Source organism: Mesorhizobium silamurunense (assembly GCF_014843825.1).
GTDB lineage: Bacteria > Pseudomonadota > Alphaproteobacteria > Rhizobiales > Rhizobiaceae > Mesorhizobium > Mesorhizobium silamurunense.
Map to the genome: position 1 here is coordinate 1 of NZ_JHQR01000095.1, position 20762 is coordinate 20762.

The following is a 20762-nucleotide window of genomic DNA, read 5'->3' on the forward strand; positions in this document are numbered from 1 at the left end:
CCAATGATCGCCGTCATTATCCGCATCGCGCTGCGCTATGGCGCCGGCGTCCTCGTGGCGCGCGGCCTGCTCGGCGCCAACGACGCCGCCGCCCTTTCGGCCGATCCCGACATCCAGATGGCGCTCGAAACCGGCGTACCAGGCCTCGGTGGCGAGGCTAAGCGCCAGGCCGACCGCGCTCGCCCGCAAATTCCACTGGTCGAAATGAGGTAGCAAATGGTCGAAGTCTTCACCGAACTCATCCGCCAGGCCTTGCCCTGGGTCATCTGCGCGCTGCTCCTCGTCGGCGCGCTTGTCGTGTGGTGGCTGGCATGACGGCGCTCCTGTCCTTCCTCTCCGGCAATCCCGCCATCCTGGGCGTTTTGGCGTCCCTCATTGCGGCGCTTGGCTGGGGCTTTCACCAAAGGCTCGCCGGCGCCGAGGTCGAGCGCGACCGGCAGGCGGCCAGCGAAGCGTCGGCCCGCGATGTCGCCGACCAGGTCGACAACGATATCGGCGCGCTGCCCGCCGGTGCGGTCAAGAAGGAGCTGAAGTCATGGGCAAGGGACTGATCTCCGCCGTCATCGTCGCAGCGCTCTGCGGCTGCACCACGGCCAAGGGCAGCTTCTGCGCGGTTTCCTCGCCGCTGCGTCTTTCCGGCAAGACCGTCGATACGCTGTCGGACGAGGAGGCGAGGGCGCTCCTCGCCCACAACCGCAAGGGCGCAAAACTCTGCGGCTGGAGGCCTTGATGCACGACATCTTCGATCTGCTCGGCGTCAAGGGCCAAGTGGTGGCCGCCGGCCTCGCAGGCGGGGTGCTGAGAGCGCTGTCGCGCCACCGTTACAAGTTGCGCGAGATGGTGGCCTCGCCGATCTGCGGCGCTTTAGCCGCCGCTTATCTGACGCTGCCCGTGGTCGCCTGGGTTCAGGCGAGCGGCCTGCCGATGCCGGAGGCCGCAGACGACACCGCCACTTTAGCCGCCGCCTTCCTCATCGGCGTCTCGGCCATGTGGATTTCGGACATCGTGTTCGAGGTGGTGGTGAGGCGGTTCAAGACGGCGAAAGAGGAATGAGGCGCCGCTGTTTCGCGATCGCAGGTTCCGGTCGGCAGGGCGCGAGCCGCCGGCAATCGCGAATTTTCTGAACGCTTCATGAACCACCCGGTCTCGTCAGGCGACACAGGGTTGCAGACGAAACCACAACATGGAGAATTCAGATGACCAACATCCTTCGCAATGCACTTCTTGCAGCCGTCGCCGTATCAGCCCTGGGCGGCTCGGCTATGGCAGGCCAGCAGATCTACGAATGCAACAACACGCCGACCAACAAGCTGTGGGCCGGCCGCTGCTGCGGCGTGGGCGATGCCAACTGCCTGGGCGGCGAAAGCCACGGCCAGGGCAGGGGTGACCACGGCAGAGGCGACAATGGCAGAGGCGATAAGGGCCCCAAGTGAGGCTCGCCTCATGGACACGATGTTCGCCGGTGTCTACCGGCGAGCATCGCTCGGTTGTCTTGCTTGCCCCAACCGCTTGAGTGGCTGGAAGAAGCTCGCCGATGGAGAAATCCAAAGGGGGTTCGATATGGGCAACGCCGTTACAGCAAGCAAAAGAACCTGAAACATCGGAGCAGACACGACGGCATTTTTCTGAAACCTCCGTGAAGCATTTCATGTCCCCAGGCGACATATCGCTGCAAATAGACACCATTCGACATGGAGAATTCAGATGACTGCAATACTTCGCAATACTCTTCTTGCCTTCGTTGCCGCATCTGCTTTGGCCGGTTCGGCCATGGCCGACCAGGCCGTCAGGACCGAATGCGAGAACTCGCCGACCAACAAGCTCTGGGCCGGCCGCTGCTGCGGCATCAGCGACAGCAGCTGCCTGGGCGGCGAAGGCCATGATCATGATCGTGGCGGCCGCGGCCGGGAGCGCTGATCTCTTTCGGCATCGAACGCCCTCCGAGCCTCGGCGGGCGTTCGCCTTGAAAGTGCCGGCAGACAGTCTGCTGCCATCGTGGCGGTCGCCGCTTGAGCGGCTGGAAGAAGCAGGCCACAATCCCCACTTATGGAGAAATCCAAAGGAGGTTTGATATGGCTTCTTCCGAACGCGCGGTCCTTGCCGGCGGCTGCTTCTGGGGCATGCAGGATTTGATCCGCCGCTTCCCCGGCGTGATCGCCACCCGGGTCGGCTACAGCGGCGGCGACGTGCCGAACGCGACCTACCGCAATCACGGCACCCATGCCGAGGCGATCGAGATCGTCTTCGATCCAGCCAGGACCAGTTTCCGCACGCTTCTTGAATTCTTCTTCCAGATCCACGACCCGACGACCAGGAATCGCCAGGGCAACGATGTCGGCATGAGCTACCGCTCGGCGATCTTCTACACCAGCGACGAGCAGAAGCGGGTGGCCGAGGATACGATGGCCGATGTCGACGCCTCGGGCCTCTGGCCAGGCAAGGTCGTCACCGAGCTTGCTCCGGCCGGTCCCTTCTGGGAGGCCGAACCTGAACATCAGGATTATCTGGAGCGCTACCCTAACGGCTATACCTGCCATTTCGTCCGGCCGGGCTGGAAGCTTCCGGTCCGTGAAAAAGCCGCCGCATCATAAATAGCGGCTACGCAGTCGCCTCTCACTCACGATCACGCCCGCCGTGCCGAAAGGCATGGCGGGCTTTTTTGCGTTTCGGGCGCCAGCTGGCATCTTGCCGGCACGCTCCCGGCTGGAACAGTGGCCTCAGCCTTTGGCCCGGCGGTTCTCGTTTTCGTGGCTGCCGATCCAATGGGCGCGGATACGGTCGCTGGCTTCGAGATAGGCCATGTCGATGAGATAGGTCAGAAGCTTTTCGCCATCGGCCTCAGCCTTCTGACGAAGCTCCCGCAAGATCCCCTGCGCAAACTGCAGGTTTTCCATTTTGCTTGGCTGGTCCATCGGTGCCCCCAATGTCTGCATGGGAAGTTTGGCTCACTATACTTGTACGAAGGTTATGGGTCCGACTCGCGATTAGGCTGTACCCGGTTGCACCCGTGTTCGATCAACGAAGCGGTTGGACATCGCGCGGGAATGTCGATATTTTGCGCCCCCAATCGGATAGCGACCATGCACGAAGACGAGGGCAGCACTCCTGACAAGTTGCAAGCCATGCTTGACGTGATTGCCAGGAGCGAGCCCTCGAGTGGGAGCGGGCAGGCCGATGTCGGCAGGCTGCAGGCCGACGCCGCCAAAGCCGCCAATGTGCTCGTCGAATTCTATGGCGACACAGCCCTTGAGCGAGCCAGGCTTATCGAGCGCCGCTCGCCCCAGTCGCACTTCGCACGCATGGTGACGGCCGAGATCGGCAGGCGCGGCAGGCTTCCGCCCAGAAGCTAGCCCAAAATCTGTCAAAGAACGCCTCAGGAAGATTTGCGCCTCCTCGATTTCTCGCCAAGCCCCTGCTGGATCTCTTCCTGGATGTTGTCCAGGAGGTAGGACAGCATGTCGTGCCCGATCGACCGCGCGATTTCCTTGGCCTGCTCGACATGGTTGTGGATTTCCCGCAGCGAATGCTCCTCGCACGCGGCGTCCTGCGTCAGGTCAACGAACCAGCCGGGGTAGAGCGCTGCCTCGCCCATGCCGTCGACATAGCATTGGCCGACGGCCAGGATCTTGCGCAGCCCCATCTTTTCCGAGCGGACCTTGTAGACCTCGCGGAAGCCTGACCTGCGCTCGATTGCCTTGCGGATCGCCAGCCGAACCCTCGGCTGGTCTTCCCGCTCTATGCTTTGCATCCACCGTTCCAGCGGCGCACCGTGCGAGAATTCCTCGAGCGTCAGGTCGAAATAGGCGGACAGATTTGCGTCGCCATAAACGCGGGCGCGCTTGATGTCCCAGGTCCAGAACCCGTCGATCGGTGGATACCGCATATGCACGTTGCGGCTGCACTCCGGCGCCAACGTCATGAAAACCGCCCCGTCCGGTTTCAAGAATCGTCAGCAGTATGTCGCAAAACCAAAAAGAAACAAAGGTGGTCTTTTGTACAGGGCAGGAAATCATAGGGCCTGCTGCTTGCTTACTTAGCCTAACCGCGTAGTTGGCATGACCAGAAATGCGGATTATGAAAAATTTTCTCTTGCTGAAACAATTTTCACTTCTTCGCCGCAACTGAAGCTCGGTGCTTCACACGATAAGAAAAAGCCTTTGAATTTGAAACAATCTTAAAAGTTGTATTCGCTCGGACGCAGCGCCGAGGCCGGACATTCTATCGTTCTTGCAAGGCCGGCGCGGCAATGCTGGTGTGTTGCCTGAACCGCGCCGGCCGAAGCGGCCTCCAAAAGGTTTCGCCGCGCCGGGGATGCTAGCGGCCGTAGCCACGCCGGCAAACCGACCTGTGGTTGAAAATGTTCGACTTCGAGAAGAAGACGAGGCCCTCGCGGTCAGCGGCCGGGCCATTTCCAGGGCATATTGCCGGCTCGCTGGGACCGATGCTTTCTTTGTATAGGACCTAAGCCTTGCCGCCGCCGGAACTTAGGCCGACTCGCGATACGGCTCCCGCCCTGCCTCCGGTTCGCCATCATCGGCCGCCGAATCGGCGACGGTCCGGTCTTGCTCGAACTGGCGCGCATCGGGCAGGGGATGCAACCATTGCTCGCGTCGGCCTATCCACAGTTCGTAGCTGGGCTCCAGCCCTTCGGTCGGCGCGACATCCAGGCTGCCGATCATCACTTCGACCTCGTCCTCGCCGACCGACGGCAAGCGGCTGCCGCAGGTTGGACAGAAGCTTCGCCCGCCATAGGTGCTGGTGATTCCTTCGCTCTCGAATGCCTGGCGTGGCCATATGGCAAAGGCCTGGTAGGCCGATCCGCTGGTCTTGCGGCAGTCCTTGCAATGGCAAAGGCCGACCCTTAGCGGCTCGCCGGTCACCCGGAACTGGACACCGCCGCACAGGCAGCTGCCGCTGCGCATGACATCGTTGGACATGGCCGTTCCTCCTGCAGCCGGAATCTTTGTGTCATCACCCGCTACAATTCGCGTGCCGCCACAACGGTTCCGCAACGCGGTTGGAAGCGTCGCTCAACCAGGCAAGTCGAAGACCGGTTCCTCGCAGCGGTAGACGCGGCAGGGACCGTCACGGGTCGGAACCGCGATCGATATCGGGACTTCCGGCCAATCACACTCATTGCCGAATTGGCGCACGAAACGATCATAGGTGTTGGGCCCGGTGGTCAGCACCGCGGCGTGCCGGCCCTGGATCAGCGCCTTTGTCTCGGCGCAGGTCATGGCGCGCGTGTCAGGCCGAGCATCAGCGGCGCCTGAAGCCAACAGTGTCGCACCGGCAACAAGAGCTATCGGCACACTTTTCATGGGGGACCGGTTTCCAGCCGTTGCTTTTCGGTGACGAATATGGATCGCTGCTAGAAAACCGCAAGATATCTGAGCAGCGAGACAATGCCGATGATGATGACGACAATCTGGGCGATCTGCCTGGTGCGGCCGTCGAGCGGCAGGCGCTGGATAAGATAAAGCACCAGGATCACCACCAGAAAGGTGATCAAGATGCCGATGAGAATCGATAAGCCCATTTGCCTGCCTCCTTCTGGCCCCAAGTCTTCTAGCCACAAGTCTTCTGGCCCAAGTCGGGCTGCGTCTAACGTTACTGGCAAGGAAAGGTTCCGGATGTCTCGGATCGGGGCAAAGCTGGTATTGCGGAACGCGAGAGGGCGCCGTGCGTTGTTTAGCATCTTCGAATGCTGCGGGATGGAAGATGAAAGACGTTTTCTGCACCGCGGCGATCATTGCATCGATCGCTGTCGCCGTCGTGCTTATGTTGATGGCTCCCAAGGGCCTCGAGGCCAATTCGGTGCCCATCGAAACGTCTGACCAAACCGTTCCGCGGTAGAAATGAATCCGGAGGAATCCGGCGGAAACATGCACGACGCCTGAGGAGTTCATTTCCTCATGACAGGCGCGGATCAGGCGGAAGAGGAAAAGGTTATGGGCCTCGGCACAATTCTCGTCATCATTCTTATTCTGGCATTGCTCGGCGGCTTTAGCGGCTTGGGCGGTGGGCCTTTCTACGGCACCGGTTATTATGGCGGCGGCGGTCTGGGGCTGCTCCTGATCATCGTGATCATTCTGGTGCTGCTCGGACGGCTCTGACCATCGTCCGGTGAGAGCAGGAGGGCGGCGCGCAGAGCCTTCCGTCCGCGACGAACGGCTTGGCGTGATCGCGACAACGCCCAAGGTAGCCATGTCAAACTTTAATGACGAAGTCTTGCCAGCCATGCGAGAAAGCCGGCTTGCGTCGTGGCGGCCGTTTGCGGGCTGCCCGGGGAGCTCGCCGACTCTGGCGGCGTGAGCCGGCGGGCTCCTTCAAACGCGATCCGTCAGGCGTTCCGGCCTTGGCCTCCGCCGCATTCCAGGCATACCGTACTGTGCCCCGGGCAACTCGGCCGGTGCGTGCCTTCCGGACAGCAATGGCCGTTGGAACTGATCCAGCGGGCGCAAATGAAGACTTTCCTGGCGCCATGGCAGCGCCGGCATTCCGTCGAGGGCATCAGATTCTCCTTTAGCGAGACGTGATGCTCCCCTTCAACGACCGCGTTCATCCGTTTAGTCCCCAACGACTGGATTGTCGGCCCGATTTTTTTGAAAACATTACATTAGCCAATTGCAATGTAAAGGCGCAGAGCGGTTGGTCGAAGTTTCGACGATCGACGTTTTCCCTTTGCTTCACCCTTGCTAAAGGTGGTCCGGCAAAGTGCGGTCCGAGCAGATTCTGCCGGGCAGAGCAGGGCGAACGGGAACCTCTGGCAATGACATGGACCGGCGCGGGCGCGCTTTTCATCCTTGTGCTCACCTATGCCGGCGTCGCGGTCGGCCGCTTCCCGGGCCTGCGCCTTGACCGTGCCGGCATCGCGCTGCTCGGCGGCGCCGCCATGATCGCCATCGGCGCGATCGGCATCGAGGACGCCTACCGCGCCATCAATTTCGACACCATCACGCTTTTGCTCGGCATGATGATCGTGGTGGCGCATCTGAAGGTGTCCGGCGCCTTCCGGGCGCTCGGCGGCTTCGCCATCGAGCATGCGCACGCGCCCTTCATGCTGCTGATCATGGTGACGCTTCTGACCGGCGTGCTTTCGGCCTTCCTGGTCAATGATGCGATCTGCCTGGTGATGGCGCCGATCGTCGTCCACGTCACCCACGTCATCAGGCGCAACCCGGTCCCCTATCTCATCGCCACCTGCACGGCCTCCAACTGCGGCAGTGTCGCCACCATCACCGGCAACCCGCAGAACATGGTGATCGGCGCGCTGTCAGGCATTTCCTATCCGGCCTTCACGGCGGCCCTGGCACCGGTGGCGCTGTTCGGCCTCGTCGCCGTCATCGTCATCGTGCGCATCGTCTATCGTGCCGAGTTTTCGCGTCCCGCCGAACTCAGTCCCGAGGTCTATCGCGGCCGCATGCTGCCGGGGCAGGTGCTGAAGGCGACGATCGTCTGCGTGGCGCTGGCAATCGCCTTCTTCGCCGGCGTGCCCGTCGCCAAGGCAGCGCTGATCGCCGGCGCCTTCCTGCTTGTCACCCGCGCGATCAAGCCGCACCGCATTTACCGCGAGGTCGACGGCCCGCTGCTGTTCATGTTCGCCGGCCTGTTCGTAGTGGTGGCGGGCGCCGAGCGCACACTGCTCACCCCCGATATGATCGCCTGGGCAAAGACCACCGGCCTCGACGATGTCTGGCGGCTTTCCGGCTTCACCGCGGTGCTTTCCAACATCATGAGCAACGTGCCGGCGGTGCTGGCGATGCGCCCCTTCATTCCCGGCCTGGAAAACCCGCAGCGCGCCTGGCTGGTCGTGGCGATGAGCTCGACGCTCGCCGGCAATTTCACGCTGCTCGGCTCCGTCGCCAACCTCATCGTCGCCGAGCAGGCGAAGGCGGCCGGCAAGGAACTATCCTTCATGGCCTTCTTCAGGGTCGGCCTGCCGCTGACCTTGCTGACGCTCCTCGCCGGCACGGCCTGGTTGGCTTTCACCTCCTGATTTCGGACTTTTCCGCCCGCGCCAAAAATCTGTCGCGGCTATCTATCGAATCGATTGCGCAAACGTTTCGATGGCTCTATGTTTCGTCAGATCCGCCGAAGAGCGGACGGGAAAGGCATCAAAGGGAGGGGCGCTTGCCGGCACTCCGTTCGCATGCCGACAATGGCTGAGGTCGCGCGCCGCGCCGGCGTATCGGTGTCGACGGTCTCGCATGTCGTCAACCGTACGCGCTTCGTCTCGCCCGAGAAGGCGCAGCTCATCAACGACGCCATCGCCGCCATGGGCTACCAGCCCAACGAACTGGCGCGCTCGCTGAAAGTCGCCTCGACCAACAGCGTCGGCCTCGCCATCTCGGCGATCTCCAACCCCTATTTCACCGACATCATCTGCGCGGTCGAAGCCGAATGCGCGCGGCTCGGTCTCATGGTGTTCCTGTCGGACACGCAGGAAGACCCCGACCGCGAGCTTCAAGTGGTACGCGCCTTCCACCAGCGCCGCGTCGACGGCGTCATCCTGGCGCCGTCGGGCTCGCCGCAGCGGGCGATCGAGTATCTCGCCGACAAGAAGGTTCCGTGCGTCCTGATCGACCGCTTCGCCGACGATCGCTTCGACCAGATCGGCGTCGAGAACGAGACCGCCATGCGGGCGCTGATCGACCACGTCGCCTCCTTCGGCCACCGGCGCATCGGCTATATCGCCGGCCAGCCGGGGCTGGCCACCACCCGCGAGCGCGTCGATGCCTTCCGGGCCTCGCTCGCCGCCAATGGACTTGAATGCCTGCCGCACTATGTCTCGCCGGAGAATGTCGACACGGCGAGCGCCACGGCATCGACGCATGCAATCCTGTCGCTGCCCGCGCCGCCCACCGCATTGGTCACCGGCAACAACATGACGACGATCGGGGCAGTCCGCGCCATCCGCGAGAAGGGTCTTTCGATCCCGCGCGACCTGTCGCTCGTCGGCTTTGACGATTTCGAATGGGCCGATTGTTTCGAGCCCAGGCTGACTCTGGTCGAGCAGCCCTGTACCGAGATCGGTCGCCAGGCGGCAGCGCTGCTCAGCGAGCGCATCGCCTCGAGCGATGCGGCGCCCCGCTCCGTGCGGCTGACGGCGGCGCTCAAGGCGCGCCAATCCTGCGCGAGGCCGGCCCTCACGAGGCCAGCATGAGCACGCCGCTGCTTTCCGTCACCGGCGCCGTCAAGCGCTTCGGCGGCGTGCAGGCGCTGCGTGGCGTCGACTTCGACTTAAAGGCCGGCGAGATCCACGCGCTGCTCGGCGAGAACGGCGCCGGCAAGTCGACGCTGATGAACCTTCTGTCGGGCGTCCATACGCCGGATGAGGGCGAGATCCGCGTCGACGGCAAGCCGGTGCGCTTCAACAATCCGCGCGAGGCGCAGGCAGCCGGCATCGCCACCATCTTCCAGGAACTCGACCTCGTGCCCTCGCTCGACGTCGCGTCGAACCTCTTCCTCGGCCGCGAGCTGATGCGGCCAGGCGGCATGCTCGACGTGCCGGCGATGCGCCGCGAGGCGAAGCAGCGGCTGGAGGCGATCGAGCTCGCCATCGATCCTTCGCGGCTCGTCGCCGACCTCTCGGTCGGCCAGCGCCAGGTGGTGGCGATCGTCAAAGCGCTGTCCTATGCGTCGCGCGTCTTGATCATGGACGAGCCGACGGCGGCGCTCACCGTCGGCGAGGTCGAGCGCCTGTTCGACATCATGAGGAAGCTCGCCGCGACCGGTGTCGGCATCGTCTACATCTCGCATCGGCTGGAGGAAGTCCCTGGTATCGCCGACCGCGTGACGGTGATGCGCGACGGCCGCGTCGCCGGCATCGCCGCGCCGCACGCGCCGCAGGCCGAGCTGGTGCGCTTGCTGGTCGGGCGGCCGCTGGACGAGCTTTATCCCGAACGTGCCAAGAGCGTCGGCAGGACGCTGCTGAGCCTCAAGGATGCAAGCTTCAGGCTCGCCCGCGAAAGCGCCGGCTGGCAGCCGCCGAGCGGGATTACGCTCGAGGTCAAGGAAGGCGAGATCGTCGGGCTCGCCGGGATCATGGGGGCAGGGCGCACCGAGTTGCTTTCCGCGCTCTACGGCACCGGCCTCGCCGGCCGCTGGCAAGGCGAGGTAGCGGTCGACGGCCGGCCGGTGAAGCTCGAATCCATCAACGCGGCGCGCAAGGCGGGCATCGCCTTCGTCACCGACGACCGGCGCGGCAGCGGCCTGATGCTTCGGATGGCAGTGGGCTTGAACCTGGTGATGTCGGTGATCCGCCGCATCTCGCCAGCCGGGCTGATGTCGCCGCGCCGCCAGGCGGAGGCCGTGCGGCAATCCTTCGGGCAGTTTGACATCCGCCCGAAGAACCCGGACATCGCCGTCGGCGCGCTGTCGGGCGGCAACCAGCAGAAGGTGGTGCTGGCGAAGGAAATCCTCGGCAATCCGCGGCTGTTGCTGCTCGACGAGCCGACGCGCGGCGTCGATGTCGGCGCCAAAGGCGAAATCTATGCGCGCCTGCGGGCGCTCGCAGCGCAGGGGCTGGGCATTCTGGTCGCCTCCAGCGAGATGCCGGAGCTGATCGGGCTGTGCGACCGGATCGTGGTGCTGCGCCAGGGGAGCAATGTGGCGGAATTCATCGGCGGCGTCGACGAGCACACCGTGCTTGCCGCGGCAAACGGCAGGGAGGCCTGATGTCGGACCAGAAGATTTCGGTGGCGGCAAGCCCTTCGGTACCCGCTGCTCCGGCAGCGAGGCGCGTCGACCCGCTGGCGATCATCGTGCGCTTCCAGAGCCTGATCGGCCTGGTGCTGGTGGCGATCGGCGGCGTCATCTTCTCGCCCCGGCGCCATGGCGAGATCCTGTTCCTTAACCCCGACAACATCGCCAACATCGTGCGCGCGGTGTCGGAAACCGGCATCATCGCCATCGGCATGACCTTCGTCATCATCACCGCCGGCATCGATCTCTCGGTCGGCGCGGTGCTCGGCCTTTCCGCCGTGGTGACCGCCACCATGATGATCTCCGGCGGCTTCGGGCTGATCTCGACCATTTTGGCCGTGCTCGCCATGGGCATCGTCTTCGGCGTCGTCCAGGGCACGATTTCCACCCGCTTCCGGCTGGAGCCGTTCATCGTGACGCTCGCCGGCCTGCAGGCGGCGCGGGGTCTCGCGCTGATCGTCTCCGGCAACCAGTACATCAACATCTCCTATGGCGACGGACCGGGCCTGGCGCCGCCGGTCTTCGCGGTGCTGGGCGAGCGCCTGTTCGACAACACCGTGCCGGTGGCGACCATCGTTTTCATCATCTTTGCTGCTTTGGCCACGCTGGTGCTCAACACCACGCGCTTCGGTCGCTACGTCTATGCCGTCGGCGGCAACGAACGCGCCGCGCGCATTTCCGGCGTGCCGGTGTCGATGGTGAAGATCTCGGTCTACGCCATCACCGGATTTGCCTCCGCGCTTGCCGGCATCGTGCATGCCGGCCAGTTCAACTTCGGCAGCGCCAATGACGGCATGGGCTATGAGCTGACCGCGATCGCCGCCGTGGTCATCGGCGGCACCAGCCTGTTCGGCGGCGCGGGCTCGATGGTCGGCACCGTCGCCGGCACCATCATGCTCGGCGCCCTGGCCAACATCCTTCAGCTCAACAACATCACCCCCGCCACGCAGTTGCTCGCGACCGCCGCGATCATCGTCTTGGCGGCAGTGCTTCAATCCCTCGTTCGCCGCCGCGAGGGTTTGGGACGATAGGAGGTCGGCGGCAGCATTCCGTAAGAGCAACCCCAGGAACTGCAACGAAAGTCTGGCAACTCCCGCCAGATGAGGAGGAGACTGAGCATGAGAAGCATAGAGAGAGGAATGAGCCGCGCGCTGAAATCCGTGCTCCTGGCAGGCGCCGGCCTGTGCATGGCGGGCACTGCCCAGGCGGCCGACCCGATGGTGAAAGCCTGTGCCAAGGACGGCCAGTTCGTTATCGGTTTTTCGCAGGCCAACAACGCCGAGCCCTATCGCCAGCACGTCAATGACGAGCTGACGGCGGCGGCCAAGGAAGTGCCGGGCTTCACGCTGCAGATCGCCGACGGCGCCGGCAACGTCAACACGCAGACCTCGCAGGTCGACAATTTCATCACCCAGAAGGTCGATCTTCTGCTGATCTCGCCCTTCGAGGCCGCCCCGCTGACGCCGGCCGTGAAGCGCGCCATGGATGCCGGCATTCCGGTGATCGAGCTCGACCGCAAGACGGTGGGCGACCCCGGCAAGGACTACACGGCCTTCATCGGCGGCGACAATTTCAAGATCGCTGAGGAAGCCGGCAAGTACACGGCCTCGAAGCTTTTGCCCGATGGCGGCGAGGCGGCGGTGCTGGAAGGCTTGCCGAGCTCGACGCCGGCAGTGGAGCGCTTGAACGGCTTCAAGGAAGGCGTGAAGGCCAATGCCAAGATCCAGATCGTCGCCGAGCAGGCCGCCGACTGGGTTCCGGATAAAGCCCAGACCGCCTTTTCGGCCATGCTGCAGGCGCATCCCGACATCAAGGTGCTCTATGCCTCGAACGACATGATGGCGGCAGGCGCGCTGCTGGCCGCCAAGGGCGCCGGCAAGGACGTCAAGATCATCGGCACCGACGGCCTGCCGGGCCCGGCCGGCGGCATCGAGGCGGTGGCCAAGGGCGACTGGGCGGCGACCTTCACCTATCCGACCGGCGCCAAGGAAGCGATCGAGATGTCGAAGAAGATCCTGCTCGACTGCGCGACGTCCGTTGAGCCGACGGTGACGGTGGACACCACCGCGATCACCCCGGAGAACGCCAAGCAACTGGCCGGGAAGTAGGGCAGGGCTCTCCATCGAAGATGTTGCGACAAGGCCCCGGCGACGGGGCCTTGTTTTCTTTTTGGGGCTCCTGCTGGCCGAACGGATCGGCCCGCCAGGGTGGTGACAATCAGCTTGGCGCGTGCATTGTTTGCGCGGCAACCGACATCGACCTGGGAGAAGAGCCTTGTCCGAGATTGCAACGATCCTTTCCATCCTTGGCGTTTTCCTGCTGGGCGCGATGAGCCCCGGGCCGAGTTTCGTCGTCGTCTCGCGTATCGCGGTGGCCGGTGAGCGCTCGGACGGCCTGGCGGCAGCGATCGGCATGGGCATTGGCGGCTTCATCTTCGCCACCATTGCGGTGGCGGGCCTGACCGCGCTGCTCGTCCAGGTCGCCTGGCTGGACATTTTCCTGCGCATCGCCGGCGGCGCTTATCTGTTGTGGATCGGCATAAAGATCTGGCGCGGCGCCAACGAGCCGATCGACATCGCCAGCGATGCCTCGGTGCGCGCCGGCTCGTTCTGGCGGGCGTTGCGCCGTGCGCTTCTGGTGCAGCTTGCCAACCCGAAGACCGCGATCTTCTACGCCTCGATGTTCGCAGCCATGCTGCCGGCATCGCCGCCGCTCTGGATGCTGCTCATCCTGCCGCCGCTGCTCTTCCTGAACGAATTCGTCTGGTACGCGGTCGTCGCCTTCGCCTTTTCCTCCAGCCGGCCGCGCGCGGCCTATCTCGGCACCAAGCACTGGATCGACCGTGCCGCCGGCGCCGTCGTCGGCGCGCTCGGCCTGAAGCTGATGTGGGAAGGCATAGCCGCCGCGCGCCGGGGTTTCGCCGGATGAGGTGACATCGAGGCCCGGCGAGGGCATCTCGTGCGGACATTGTGAAACTTTCTGATTTTCAGGCCGTTGTCGGCCTGATGTCAGAGACTAGATCCAAACAGAAGGCGGCCGGCGCCAAACCAAACGGTGCCGGGAAGTCGCGACCGCAGGAGTCGCGCGAAGAGACGTCGCGCCCAGAGGAAGCGCGCGAAGAGGAAGCGCGCGAACGGAAGCCGCGCCCGGAAAAATCGAGCGCCTCGGAAAAATCGAGCCCAAAGAAATCAGCCGACATGAAGGAGCCGGCCGCCGAAGCCGCGCCCGAGGTGAACGGCCAGGCCGCGCCGCCCCCGCCCGAGGCCGTCGAGCCGGATCCCGAGCTGACGCCGCAAAAGGCCGAGCAGGCTCGCAAGAAATACCTTTTGAGGCGTTTCTGGATCAGCGGGCGCGGCTATTGGGGCCGGCACGGCGACCGGCTCGCCTGGCCGTTCACGATCGGGGTGCTGGTGCTGATCTGCGTCAATGTCGGCTTCCAGTATGGCATCAATGTCTGGAACCGCGCGTTTTTCGACGCCATCGAGCAACGCAACGTCCACACCGTCTATGTGCTCAGCGCCGTGTTCCTGCCGCTGGTGGCCGGCACGGCCAGCCTTGTCGTCGCGCAGGTCTATCTGCGCATGACGATCCAGCGCCGCTGGCGCTCCTGGCTCACCACATCGGTCATCGCGCGCTGGTTGGCCAGCGGCCGCTACTATCAGTTGAACCTCGTTGCCGGCGACCACACCAACCCCGAGGCCCGCCTCACGGAGGATCTGCGGATCGCCACCGAGTCGCCCGTCGATTTCATTTCCGGCGTGCTCAACGCGTTCCTGTCGGCCTCGACCTTCATCGTGGTGCTGTGGACGATCGGCGGCGCGCTCACCCTGACGCTCGACGGCGCGAGCCTGATCATTCCCGGCTTCCTTGTCGTCACGGCGGTCATCTATGCCGCCATCACCTCCACCTCGATGGTGGTTATCGGCCGCCATTTCGTGCAGCTTTCCGAGCAGAAGAACCAGGCGGAGGCCGAGTTCCGCTACGTGCTGACGCGCGTGCGCGAAAACGGCGAGAGCATCGCACTGCTCGGCGGCGAGGAGGAGGAGCGCAGCGGCATCGACAGGAATTTCGGCCATGTGCTGAGGCAATGGGCGCTGCTGACCGGCCAGCACATGCGCACGGCGCTGGTGTCTCAAGGGTCGAGCCTGTTCGCGCCGGTCGTGCCGGTGCTGCTGTGCGCGCCGAAATTCCTCGAAGGCTCGATGTCGCTTGGGCAGGTCATGCAGGCCGCTTCCGCCTTCGCAATCGTGCAGGGCGCCTTCGGATGGCTGGTCGACAACTACCCGCGCCTCGCCGATTGGAATGCGTCGGCCCGCCGCATCGCCTCGCTGATGATGTCGCTCGACGGGCTGGAGCGCGCCGAACGGAGTGAGGCCTTCGGACGCATCAGGCACGGCAAGACGGAAAACGGCGCCATGCTCAGCCTGGACGACCTCTCCGTGACGCTCAACGACGGCACCGGCGTGGTCAAGGAGACCGAGGTCGAGATCGAGCCGGGCGAGCGGGTGCTGGTGGCCGGCGAATCCGGCACGGGCAAGTCGACGCTGGTGCGGGCGATCGCCGGTCTGTGGCCGTGGGGCGGCGGCAGGGTCAATTTCCACGCCGACAGGCGCCTGTTCATGCTGCCGCAGCGCCCCTACATCCCCACCGGCACGCTGCGTCGCGCGGTTGCCTATCCCGCTCCCGCCGACAACTGGACGGTCAAGAAGATCAACGCCGCCCTCGACAAGGTCGGCCTCGGCTACCTGAAAGACCGGCTGGAGGAAGACGCGCCCTGGGACCAGACGCTCTCCGGCGGCGAAAAGCAGCGCCTCGCCTTCGCGCGCCTCCTGCTGCATGAGCCCGACATCGTCGTGCTCGACGAAGCGACCTCGGCGCTCGACGAGAAGAGCCAGAACAGGATGATGGAGACGGTGATCCAAGCGTTGCCCAGGGTCACCATCATCAGCGTCGCCCACCGCGCCGAGCTGGAAGCTTTTCACAGCCGCAAGATCACGCTCGAGCGGCGCGAGGGCGGGGCGAAGCTGGTCAGCGATGTGGAGCTTATTCCGCGCAAGAGGAAGCGGGGCCTGATCACGCGGGCTCTATGGGGGAGTGGGAGGCGGGGTCGAGGGGCGTGAGGCGGGAGTGGGCGAACTCAGTACGTGCCATAGCCGTCCCCGACGGATCGATAACTACTACGCTAGAAGGAGACGGCCCCTAAGCCTTTTGCGGAGCTTGGCGCTGCCGAGAGTGCTTTTCTATCATGAGTTTTTGGTGCGGCATCCAGCCGCGCAGTACGGGTCACGCAGAACAAATAGCGGGGAGGGGACGCACAGCCGGTGGGGTTCAGTGATGAACCATGTGCAGGGTACCCAATCAGGATGCTTCCATCAGGCCTTCACCTTTATTAGACGACTGGTTTCGAGTTTACTTCCTGGAATGCGCGCCAGGGGCTGCACCCGCGCGCTATGCCTCATTTCGCTATGCCTCGTTCTGCTGCTGGGACTTCCGGCGAGGAGCCAGTCGACGGCTGACGACAGACTAGGCCCGGGAGACAGTATTGAACTACACGTCTGGCACTGGACTGCGCTGCGCGGCGGCGTTTTAGAGGGGTTGCAACTCAACCGAAACTTCAGCATCGACTCGACCGGCAGGCTTGAGCTTCCAAACATCGGGAGCATTGCCGCCGCAGGCCTGCGTACGGACGAGTTGGCAAAGCTGATTGCCGATCGCTTGCAAGCCAGGAGTGGCCTGCCCGAGCGGGCAGAGACGATCGTCCAGCGCATCCTGAAACCGGCCACCGAAACGACAGGTTCCGTGGAGCCCGAAGGCGACCAGCCAAAGGCACTCAAGGAAGCTGCGCGAACTTTGCCTGGCGAGCATGAGCAGGCTTTACGCCGCGAATTGGCGGCAGCACGAGCGGCGCTGGACGTCATGCAGCGCAACGCGCGCGACGCAAGCGCCGAGGCACATGCAGTGGCCGACAAGGCGGCCAAACAAGCACAAGATCTGCAAAAGCAGCGGCAGAAAGCCAAAGCGCTCGCGCTAGATCTGGAGGCGGCGAGACGCGTTATCGAAGGCTTCAAGGCCGAGGCCATTGTCTGGGACAATGAAAAGGCCGCGATGCTTAATGCGGATCGCTCAGCAGAAGCCTCCCAGGCTGCCGTTCAGCGGACGCTTGATGAGGAGCGGCATAGGGTTGAGCTCATGGAGCAGGAACTCGCCGCGTCCCGCCGTGCCGTCGACGCTCTGAAGACAAACGCAAATCTGGCGGCGTTCGAGCAGGCCAACGCCATAAAGGACCGGCAGGTGGCCGAGGCAGCATTGAAGCAAGCTGGCGAAGCGCTGGCGCTGGAACGCCAACGGGCAGATGCCGCCGCGCGTGATCTCGACAGTGTGCGCAAGGAACGCGACGCTTCACGGGAGGCCGCGGCAGCGTTGAGCGCGGCGTTGGAACAAGAGCGTGAAAGATCTATCGGCCTGGCCCGCAGCCTCAGTGCAGCGCGGCAGGCAATTGGCATCGTCAAGGCGCAGCGTCGCACGGTGGGCATGAGACGCATGCCGAAAGCGCCTATCCCCGCCAGTTCTCTTGCAAGCATAACAGAGCGCTCCGGGTCTGCGCGTAAGCCGCCGGACAAACAGAGGGTCAAGGTCCAAAGGTCACCGCAACCTGATCTGGTGGCGACCGTAGCTCTTCCCGCCGCTTTGCTCCCGATGCGACCACCGAAGCTCGACCCTCGCCAATGAAGAGTGGTGAGCCGCAACTATGCTGCCGGGGAGTGTGGCCATGAAAAAATATGTCGCAGCGGCGTTGGCGATCGGGATCACAATCGGCCCTGCCTCGGCTGTTGACGTAGGCGTAGGCGGCACGGTTGGCGGTGTCGGGGTCGGCGCTGGATTGAGCGCCGGTTCGCAAGGCGTGTCGGCGGGCGTGGACGCGAGCGCCGACGGTGTAGGTGGAGCAAACGTTGGCGCATCGGCCAGCGGCAGCAGATCACTCGGCGTTGGTGCCGGCGGCAACCTGGGCGGCATAGGCGCAGGTGTGTCGACGGGCGCCCGTGTGGGCGACCATCCTTCCGTCCAAAGCGGGCCGGCTGCCTCTGCCCGGCGCCCGGCCGCAGTCACCACAGCCCCCGCTTTGGCCAAGACCGCAGTACAATCCATCATTCTGCCTGGCGCCCTCCAGCCTTCCAGAGCTGCCAACGGTGACCTCCGGCGGGTCACCGAGCGGCATCCGTCTGGGGTCCTGTCACCTCTGAAAGCGAAACCTGGTACGCCGGCTGCCGTGGTGCGCGCCTGTCGCGCGGCGATCATGACCGCCGCGAAGCCCCTTGGCGCCGTGCGTGTCTACGCTGCAAGCGCAGGTCCCTCGCGACAACTTCAAAGCGGACTTAACGCCCCGATCGCGGTGCGCATAGACTATGAAAGGCAAGGCGGCATTGAAGTCAGGCAGGCGCGAGTCGCTTGTCGCCTCAATGCGGCAGGGATGGTCACCGCGGTGATTTAGAAGCAGGAAGCGGCCTCTGGCCGTTGCTGGTCCTCGCGACAGTTGCAACCACATAAGCTGCGTTCGCCTTGGACGCGCTGGCAATCGCATATGGCAGCGCCATCCTCCTCTCCGGCCGCTGCGTGGCCACCTCTGCCCCATTTCACGCGGGCGAGGAACCCAAGCTTTCCATGGCCGCGACCTCGGCGATTGGCATTCGCTCGCCCCCGCAACGTGGGGGGTCCGAAGGACGGGCGAGACCTGTGGCTCGCCCCGGCACGGTGGCTCGGCGAAGCCGAGACGGAGCGGGGCCGGCGCTGCCATCTGCGATCCTTCGAGCAGCCGAAGATTCCACAAGTCCTTGCATCGTCGATATGATGCACGAGCTCTGCACAATCGAAGGGGAGCATCGAAGTGAACGAAGTCAGTCCAAGGCCAATCGCCGAGATCGCCAGCTACCACGCCCATATCTACTACGCCGGGCCAACCGAGCGGCAGCATGCCGAATGGCTGCGCCTGCGCATCGGCGAGCGTTTCCGCGTGCGCCTGGGCAACTGGCGCGACGAGCCGGTCGGTCCGCATCAGCAGGCCATGTACCAGGTCTCGTTCGCGAACGAGATTTTCGCTTCGCTCGTTCCCTGGCTGATGCTGAACCACGGCGGCCTGAGCATCCTCATCCACCCCAATACCACCAACCCCAAGCGCGACCATCTGATCGACCCGATCTGGATAGGCCGGCCGCTGGGGGTGAGCGGCGAAATTCTGGGCGAAGATGATGAGGCGGAAGAGGCGCTGGAGGTGAATACGGAGCCGACGCTGGGGGCGTAGGGGCGGCGCTATCGGCAATATGAGGCTCCGCCTCGGAAAATCGCGCTCACCGGCAGTTTAGCTCAGGCGGGCGACCGACCGCTCTGCGCCGATCTCGGTCGTGGGATTGAATAATGCGGATGCCTTAAAGCAGGCATTGTGAAGACCACACCGAACTTAGCGCCGCTTGGTACCATGTGCTCGTGCTAGAGACCGTCGGGCTAACGAGCTTCAAGGATTTCGTTCGCTAGTAAGTTCCTGTATTTTCTCGAGGAGGTTCTTGACGAGTAGCTGGTAGACCTGCGTGAGCTCGCTTGGCGATAATTCAACTCTGATGTCGTACTTGCCAGAATAGTTCACCTGCAAATCAACGGTCCCGAACAGCGTCGTAGCGCCATCGCGAATGTCGGTCGCTACGATCATGTTCGGCAACGGCTGATCAAGCAAAATGACGCCCAGTTCGCCGGGGTGATTGTGCGTTGTCGTGCGGATCCTCACAGCGTCAAACCTCCTTGTGAGACGAGAGCCCGCCTCTCCACATCAGTATCGTCTAGTGTCGGAGCTCTCCGGCTCTGTCCAAAATAGAAGCGATCCCCTGAAAACGCGAGGAACAAAAATCGATGGTATCGGCGGAGCCGCGAATCTGTGCTAAGCGGCCCCCCAACCAACCAAAGGATTACACCAGTGAGCGAACCGACGGTGGCCGAGGCAACCGAAAGTATTTATGCCTCGCTGCGGGCGGACAATGCCGACATCGACGCACATATCGCGACACTTAAGGCAGCGCTGACACGAGAGGGGATAAAACAGGCGGTGTTCGATCCAACTAAGTTGGCACAGAACAACCGCTCGGGTCGCAAGTTGATGCAGGCTTATTTTCGGCAGCGCGGCGTGAGCGTGAGGTTTTCGGACTAGAACCGCACTGCGCCGTTGGCAGTGCTCGGCCGGTCCGGCGGTTTGCCAATTGGAAGTCGAGACTGCGCCGCATGTCCACCCTAGGACCAGCTTGGCCGCTTCCTGAAAGCAGACATTGTCCTGCGACTACACTAGAGGTCCTGATAGCGCCAGCACTGAACCTCCACTACGCATCTGGTCGGTCGGCGAAAACATCGCACATATGCTCAAAGGCTCGCGCGACGGCGAGACGGGGTGGGGCGACCGCTGGGTCCTGCTCGGCTTCGACCACGAGCCACCCGCCATAGCCTTGATCCCTGACAAAGCGGGCAATTGGGACGAAGTCCACGATCCCATCTCCCGGCACTGTGAATACTCCCCTGCGCACACCGGCATTGAAGCTCAGATCGCCGGTACGGACTTCTTCCAGAACCGGCCTGCGGATATCCTTGAGGTGGATATGGTTGATACGGTCTCCAAAGCGCTCGATCAGTCGGACGTAGTCAAAGCCGGCTGCCACGGCGTGACCGGTGTCGAGCAGCAAGCCTGTCTCTGGTCCCACTTTGTCGAAGATTCCCGAGATCTCGTCGAATGTCTCGGCAACCATCATCAGATGATGATGGTACGCAAGTTTAAGATCGTACTCCTCGGCAAGACGCTTCGCGAACTCGGTCAACCGCGCAGCATACGCAGCCATGTCTGCCTTCGGCATGATTACTCGCTTTGACATCGGAACATCGAGCGGCGATCCCGGCGTCATCATCGCGACCTCGCCGTAAACCATCACTTTGCAATCCGTCGCGTGCAGGAGGCCGGCATGGCTGGCGACCGCTTCCATTTCTTCGCCAACGCCATGTTCAGCTAGGGTCAGGACTCATTGATCCAG

At 63.6% G+C, this 20762-nt stretch carries 26 protein-coding genes; 19 read left to right on the forward strand and 7 right to left on the reverse strand.

The genetic code is table 11. The annotated features are described in order from the left end of the window. The 7 genes from DH10_RS11350 to msrA form a co-directional block, all read left to right on the forward strand. On the forward strand, positions 1 to 213 hold a 213-nt coding region (locus DH10_RS11350), incomplete at its 5' end, for a hypothetical protein (protein WP_192384739.1). 98 nt (positions 214 to 311) lie between these two features. Continuing rightward, the gene (locus DH10_RS11355; RefSeq protein WP_192242992.1) at positions 312 to 551 is read left to right on the forward strand and encodes an ABC transporter permease; all 240 of its coding nucleotides are present in this window, start codon (positions 312 to 314) and stop codon (positions 549 to 551) included. Further along, positions 536 to 730 (forward strand): hypothetical protein, encoded by a 195-nt coding sequence (locus DH10_RS11360; protein WP_192242994.1) that lies wholly within the window; start codon positions 536 to 538, stop codon positions 728 to 730. The genes DH10_RS11355 and DH10_RS11360 overlap by 16 nt, the downstream gene beginning before the upstream one ends. Further along, on the forward strand, positions 730 to 1053 hold the full coding sequence (locus DH10_RS11365; RefSeq protein ID WP_192242997.1) for a hypothetical protein: 324 nt from the start codon (positions 730 to 732) through the stop codon (positions 1051 to 1053). Before DH10_RS11360 ends, DH10_RS11365 begins: the two co-directional genes overlap by 1 nt. Before the next feature lie 143 nt (positions 1054 to 1196). Next, positions 1197 to 1433: a hypothetical protein gene (locus DH10_RS11370; protein ID WP_192242998.1), complete on the forward strand. Its 237-nt coding sequence runs from the start codon at positions 1197 to 1199 to the stop codon at positions 1431 to 1433. A gap of 271 nt (positions 1434 to 1704) precedes the next feature. Then, positions 1705 to 1917 carry a hypothetical protein gene (locus DH10_RS11375; protein ID WP_192243000.1) on the forward strand — a complete coding sequence of 71 codons (213 nt, stop codon included), beginning with the start codon at positions 1705 to 1707 and terminating at the stop codon, positions 1915 to 1917. A 155-nt stretch (positions 1918 to 2072) separates the two neighbouring features. After that, complete coding sequence (msrA, locus tag DH10_RS11380; RefSeq protein ID WP_192243002.1) at positions 2073 to 2591, forward strand: peptide-methionine (S)-S-oxide reductase MsrA; 519 nt, start codon at positions 2073 to 2075, stop codon at positions 2589 to 2591. Positions 2592 to 2717: 126 nt separating this feature from the next. On the opposite strand, the gene DH10_RS11385 is transcribed toward msrA, so the two are convergent. Next, a complete protein-coding gene (locus DH10_RS11385) occupies positions 2718 to 2912 on the reverse strand; it encodes a hypothetical protein (protein WP_095778310.1) in 195 nt (64 codons plus the stop codon). Between the two features lie 168 nt (positions 2913 to 3080). Here DH10_RS11385 and DH10_RS11390 point away from each other — a divergent pair, with 168 nt between their 5' ends. Beyond that, positions 3081 to 3350: a hypothetical protein gene (locus DH10_RS11390; protein ID WP_192243004.1), complete on the forward strand. Its 270-nt coding sequence runs from the start codon at positions 3081 to 3083 to the stop codon at positions 3348 to 3350. A gap of 23 nt (positions 3351 to 3373) precedes the next feature. Here DH10_RS11390 and DH10_RS11395 read toward each other — a convergent pair whose 3' ends face one another. From DH10_RS11395 to DH10_RS11410, 4 genes are all read right to left on the reverse strand, one after another. Beyond that, the gene (locus tag DH10_RS11395; protein WP_192243007.1) at positions 3374 to 3919 is read right to left on the reverse strand and encodes a PAS domain-containing protein; all 546 of its coding nucleotides are present in this window, start codon (positions 3917 to 3919) and stop codon (positions 3374 to 3376) included. A gap of 565 nt (positions 3920 to 4484) precedes the next feature. Further along, a complete protein-coding gene (locus tag DH10_RS11400; protein ID WP_192243009.1) occupies positions 4485 to 4937 on the reverse strand; it encodes a GFA family protein in 453 nt (150 codons plus the stop codon). 93 nt (positions 4938 to 5030) lie between these two features. Then, positions 5031 to 5321: a hypothetical protein gene (locus DH10_RS11405; RefSeq protein ID WP_192243011.1), complete on the reverse strand. Its 291-nt coding sequence runs from the start codon at positions 5319 to 5321 to the stop codon at positions 5031 to 5033. 50 nt (positions 5322 to 5371) lie between these two features. Beyond that, entirely contained in the window at positions 5372 to 5539 is a 168-nt protein-coding gene (locus DH10_RS11410) for a Thivi_2564 family membrane protein (protein WP_126100709.1), read from the reverse strand. A gap of 412 nt (positions 5540 to 5951) precedes the next feature. On the opposite strand from DH10_RS11410, the gene DH10_RS11415 reads away from it, so the two are divergent. The 10 genes from DH10_RS11415 to DH10_RS11460 all read left to right on the forward strand — a co-directional run bounded on the left by DH10_RS11415 (position 5952) and on the right by DH10_RS11460 (position 19003). Continuing rightward, the gene (locus tag DH10_RS11415) at positions 5952 to 6116 is read left to right on the forward strand and encodes a DUF3309 family protein (protein WP_126100708.1); all 165 of its coding nucleotides are present in this window, start codon (positions 5952 to 5954) and stop codon (positions 6114 to 6116) included. A gap of 656 nt (positions 6117 to 6772) precedes the next feature. After that, positions 6773 to 7999: an anion transporter gene (locus DH10_RS11420; RefSeq protein ID WP_192243013.1), complete on the forward strand. Its 1227-nt coding sequence runs from the start codon at positions 6773 to 6775 to the stop codon at positions 7997 to 7999. 153 nt (positions 8000 to 8152) lie between these two features. Continuing rightward, complete coding sequence (locus DH10_RS11425; protein WP_192243015.1) at positions 8153 to 9166, forward strand: LacI family DNA-binding transcriptional regulator; 1014 nt, start codon at positions 8153 to 8155, stop codon at positions 9164 to 9166. Further along, positions 9163 to 10680 carry a sugar ABC transporter ATP-binding protein gene (locus tag DH10_RS11430; RefSeq protein WP_192384740.1) on the forward strand — a complete coding sequence of 506 codons (1518 nt, stop codon included), beginning with the start codon at positions 9163 to 9165 and terminating at the stop codon, positions 10678 to 10680. Before DH10_RS11425 ends, DH10_RS11430 begins: the two co-directional genes overlap by 4 nt. Further along, a complete protein-coding gene (locus DH10_RS11435; RefSeq protein WP_192243020.1) occupies positions 10680 to 11738 on the forward strand; it encodes an ABC transporter permease in 1059 nt (352 codons plus the stop codon). The genes DH10_RS11430 and DH10_RS11435 overlap by 1 nt, the downstream gene beginning before the upstream one ends. An 87-nt stretch (positions 11739 to 11825) precedes the next feature. Further along, positions 11826 to 12815: a substrate-binding domain-containing protein gene (locus DH10_RS11440; protein WP_192243022.1), complete on the forward strand. Its 990-nt coding sequence runs from the start codon at positions 11826 to 11828 to the stop codon at positions 12813 to 12815. Between the two features lie 166 nt (positions 12816 to 12981). Beyond that, entirely contained in the window at positions 12982 to 13635 is a 654-nt protein-coding gene (locus DH10_RS11445) for a LysE family translocator (protein WP_376774797.1), read from the forward strand. A 77-nt stretch (positions 13636 to 13712) separates the two neighbouring features. Then, positions 13713 to 15827, forward strand: coding sequence for an ABC transporter ATP-binding protein/permease (locus tag DH10_RS11450; protein WP_376774798.1), 2115 nt, complete (start codon positions 13713 to 13715; stop codon positions 15825 to 15827). Between the two features lie 214 nt (positions 15828 to 16041). Beyond that, positions 16042 to 17436 carry a polysaccharide biosynthesis/export family protein gene (locus DH10_RS11455; protein WP_192384741.1) on the forward strand — a complete coding sequence of 465 codons (1395 nt, stop codon included), beginning with the start codon at positions 16042 to 16044 and terminating at the stop codon, positions 17434 to 17436. 1153 nt (positions 17437 to 18589) lie between these two features. Beyond that, positions 18590 to 19003, forward strand: coding sequence for a DOPA 4,5-dioxygenase family protein (locus DH10_RS11460; protein WP_192243029.1), 414 nt, complete (start codon positions 18590 to 18592; stop codon positions 19001 to 19003). Between the two features lie 210 nt (positions 19004 to 19213). On the opposite strand, the gene DH10_RS11465 is transcribed toward DH10_RS11460, so the two are convergent. Further along, a complete protein-coding gene (locus DH10_RS11465; RefSeq protein WP_192243031.1) occupies positions 19214 to 19480 on the reverse strand; it encodes a hypothetical protein in 267 nt (88 codons plus the stop codon). Positions 19481 to 19666: 186 nt separating this feature from the next. Between DH10_RS11465 and DH10_RS11470 the strand changes: the two genes are divergently transcribed. Continuing rightward, positions 19667 to 19897: a hypothetical protein gene (locus DH10_RS11470; protein ID WP_192243035.1), complete on the forward strand. Its 231-nt coding sequence runs from the start codon at positions 19667 to 19669 to the stop codon at positions 19895 to 19897. Between the two features lie 166 nt (positions 19898 to 20063). Here the strand turns inward: DH10_RS11470 and DH10_RS11475 are convergent, their stop codons facing one another. Further along, positions 20064 to 20714, reverse strand: coding sequence for a TIM barrel protein (locus DH10_RS11475; RefSeq protein WP_246505796.1), 651 nt, complete (start codon positions 20712 to 20714; stop codon positions 20064 to 20066). Between the last annotated feature and the right edge of the window lie 48 nt (positions 20715 to 20762).

Bases quoted from the DNA above. Each gene is read 5' to 3' on its own strand.
- DH10_RS11355 (WP_192242992.1), top strand. From the start codon at position 312: ATGACGGCGCTCCTGTCCTTCCTCTCCGGCAATCCCGCCATCCTGGGC.
- DH10_RS11360 (WP_192242994.1), top strand. From the start codon at position 536: ATGGGCAAGGGACTGATCTCCGCCGTCATCGTCGCAGCGCTCTGCGGC.
- DH10_RS11365 (WP_192242997.1), top strand. From the start codon at position 730: ATGCACGACATCTTCGATCTGCTCGGCGTCAAGGGCCAAGTGGTGGCC.
- DH10_RS11370 (WP_192242998.1), top strand. From the start codon at position 1,197: ATGACCAACATCCTTCGCAATGCACTTCTTGCAGCCGTCGCCGTATCA.
- DH10_RS11375 (WP_192243000.1), top strand. From the start codon at position 1,705: ATGACTGCAATACTTCGCAATACTCTTCTTGCCTTCGTTGCCGCATCT.
- msrA (WP_192243002.1), top strand. From the start codon at position 2,073: ATGGCTTCTTCCGAACGCGCGGTCCTTGCCGGCGGCTGCTTCTGGGGC.
- DH10_RS11385 (WP_095778310.1), bottom strand. From the start codon at position 2,912: ATGGACCAGCCAAGCAAAATGGAAAACCTGCAGTTTGCGCAGGGGATC.
- DH10_RS11390 (WP_192243004.1), top strand. From the start codon at position 3,081: ATGCACGAAGACGAGGGCAGCACTCCTGACAAGTTGCAAGCCATGCTT.
- DH10_RS11395 (WP_192243007.1), bottom strand. From the start codon at position 3,919: ATGACGTTGGCGCCGGAGTGCAGCCGCAACGTGCATATGCGGTATCCA.
- DH10_RS11400 (WP_192243009.1), bottom strand. From the start codon at position 4,937: ATGTCCAACGATGTCATGCGCAGCGGCAGCTGCCTGTGCGGCGGTGTC.
- DH10_RS11405 (WP_192243011.1), bottom strand. From the start codon at position 5,321: ATGAAAAGTGTGCCGATAGCTCTTGTTGCCGGTGCGACACTGTTGGCT.
- DH10_RS11410 (WP_126100709.1), bottom strand. From the start codon at position 5,539: ATGGGCTTATCGATTCTCATCGGCATCTTGATCACCTTTCTGGTGGTG.
- DH10_RS11415 (WP_126100708.1), top strand. From the start codon at position 5,952: ATGGGCCTCGGCACAATTCTCGTCATCATTCTTATTCTGGCATTGCTC.
- DH10_RS11420 (WP_192243013.1), top strand. From the start codon at position 6,773: ATGACATGGACCGGCGCGGGCGCGCTTTTCATCCTTGTGCTCACCTAT.
- DH10_RS11425 (WP_192243015.1), top strand. From the start codon at position 8,153: ATGCCGACAATGGCTGAGGTCGCGCGCCGCGCCGGCGTATCGGTGTCG.
- DH10_RS11430 (WP_192384740.1), top strand. From the start codon at position 9,163: ATGAGCACGCCGCTGCTTTCCGTCACCGGCGCCGTCAAGCGCTTCGGC.
- DH10_RS11435 (WP_192243020.1), top strand. From the start codon at position 10,680: ATGTCGGACCAGAAGATTTCGGTGGCGGCAAGCCCTTCGGTACCCGCT.
- DH10_RS11440 (WP_192243022.1), top strand. From the start codon at position 11,826: ATGAGAAGCATAGAGAGAGGAATGAGCCGCGCGCTGAAATCCGTGCTC.
- DH10_RS11450 (WP_376774798.1), top strand. From the start codon at position 13,713: ATGTCAGAGACTAGATCCAAACAGAAGGCGGCCGGCGCCAAACCAAAC.
- DH10_RS11455 (WP_192384741.1), top strand. From the start codon at position 16,042: ATGAACCATGTGCAGGGTACCCAATCAGGATGCTTCCATCAGGCCTTC.
- DH10_RS11475 (WP_246505796.1), bottom strand. From the start codon at position 20,714: ATGGAAGCGGTCGCCAGCCATGCCGGCCTCCTGCACGCGACGGATTGC.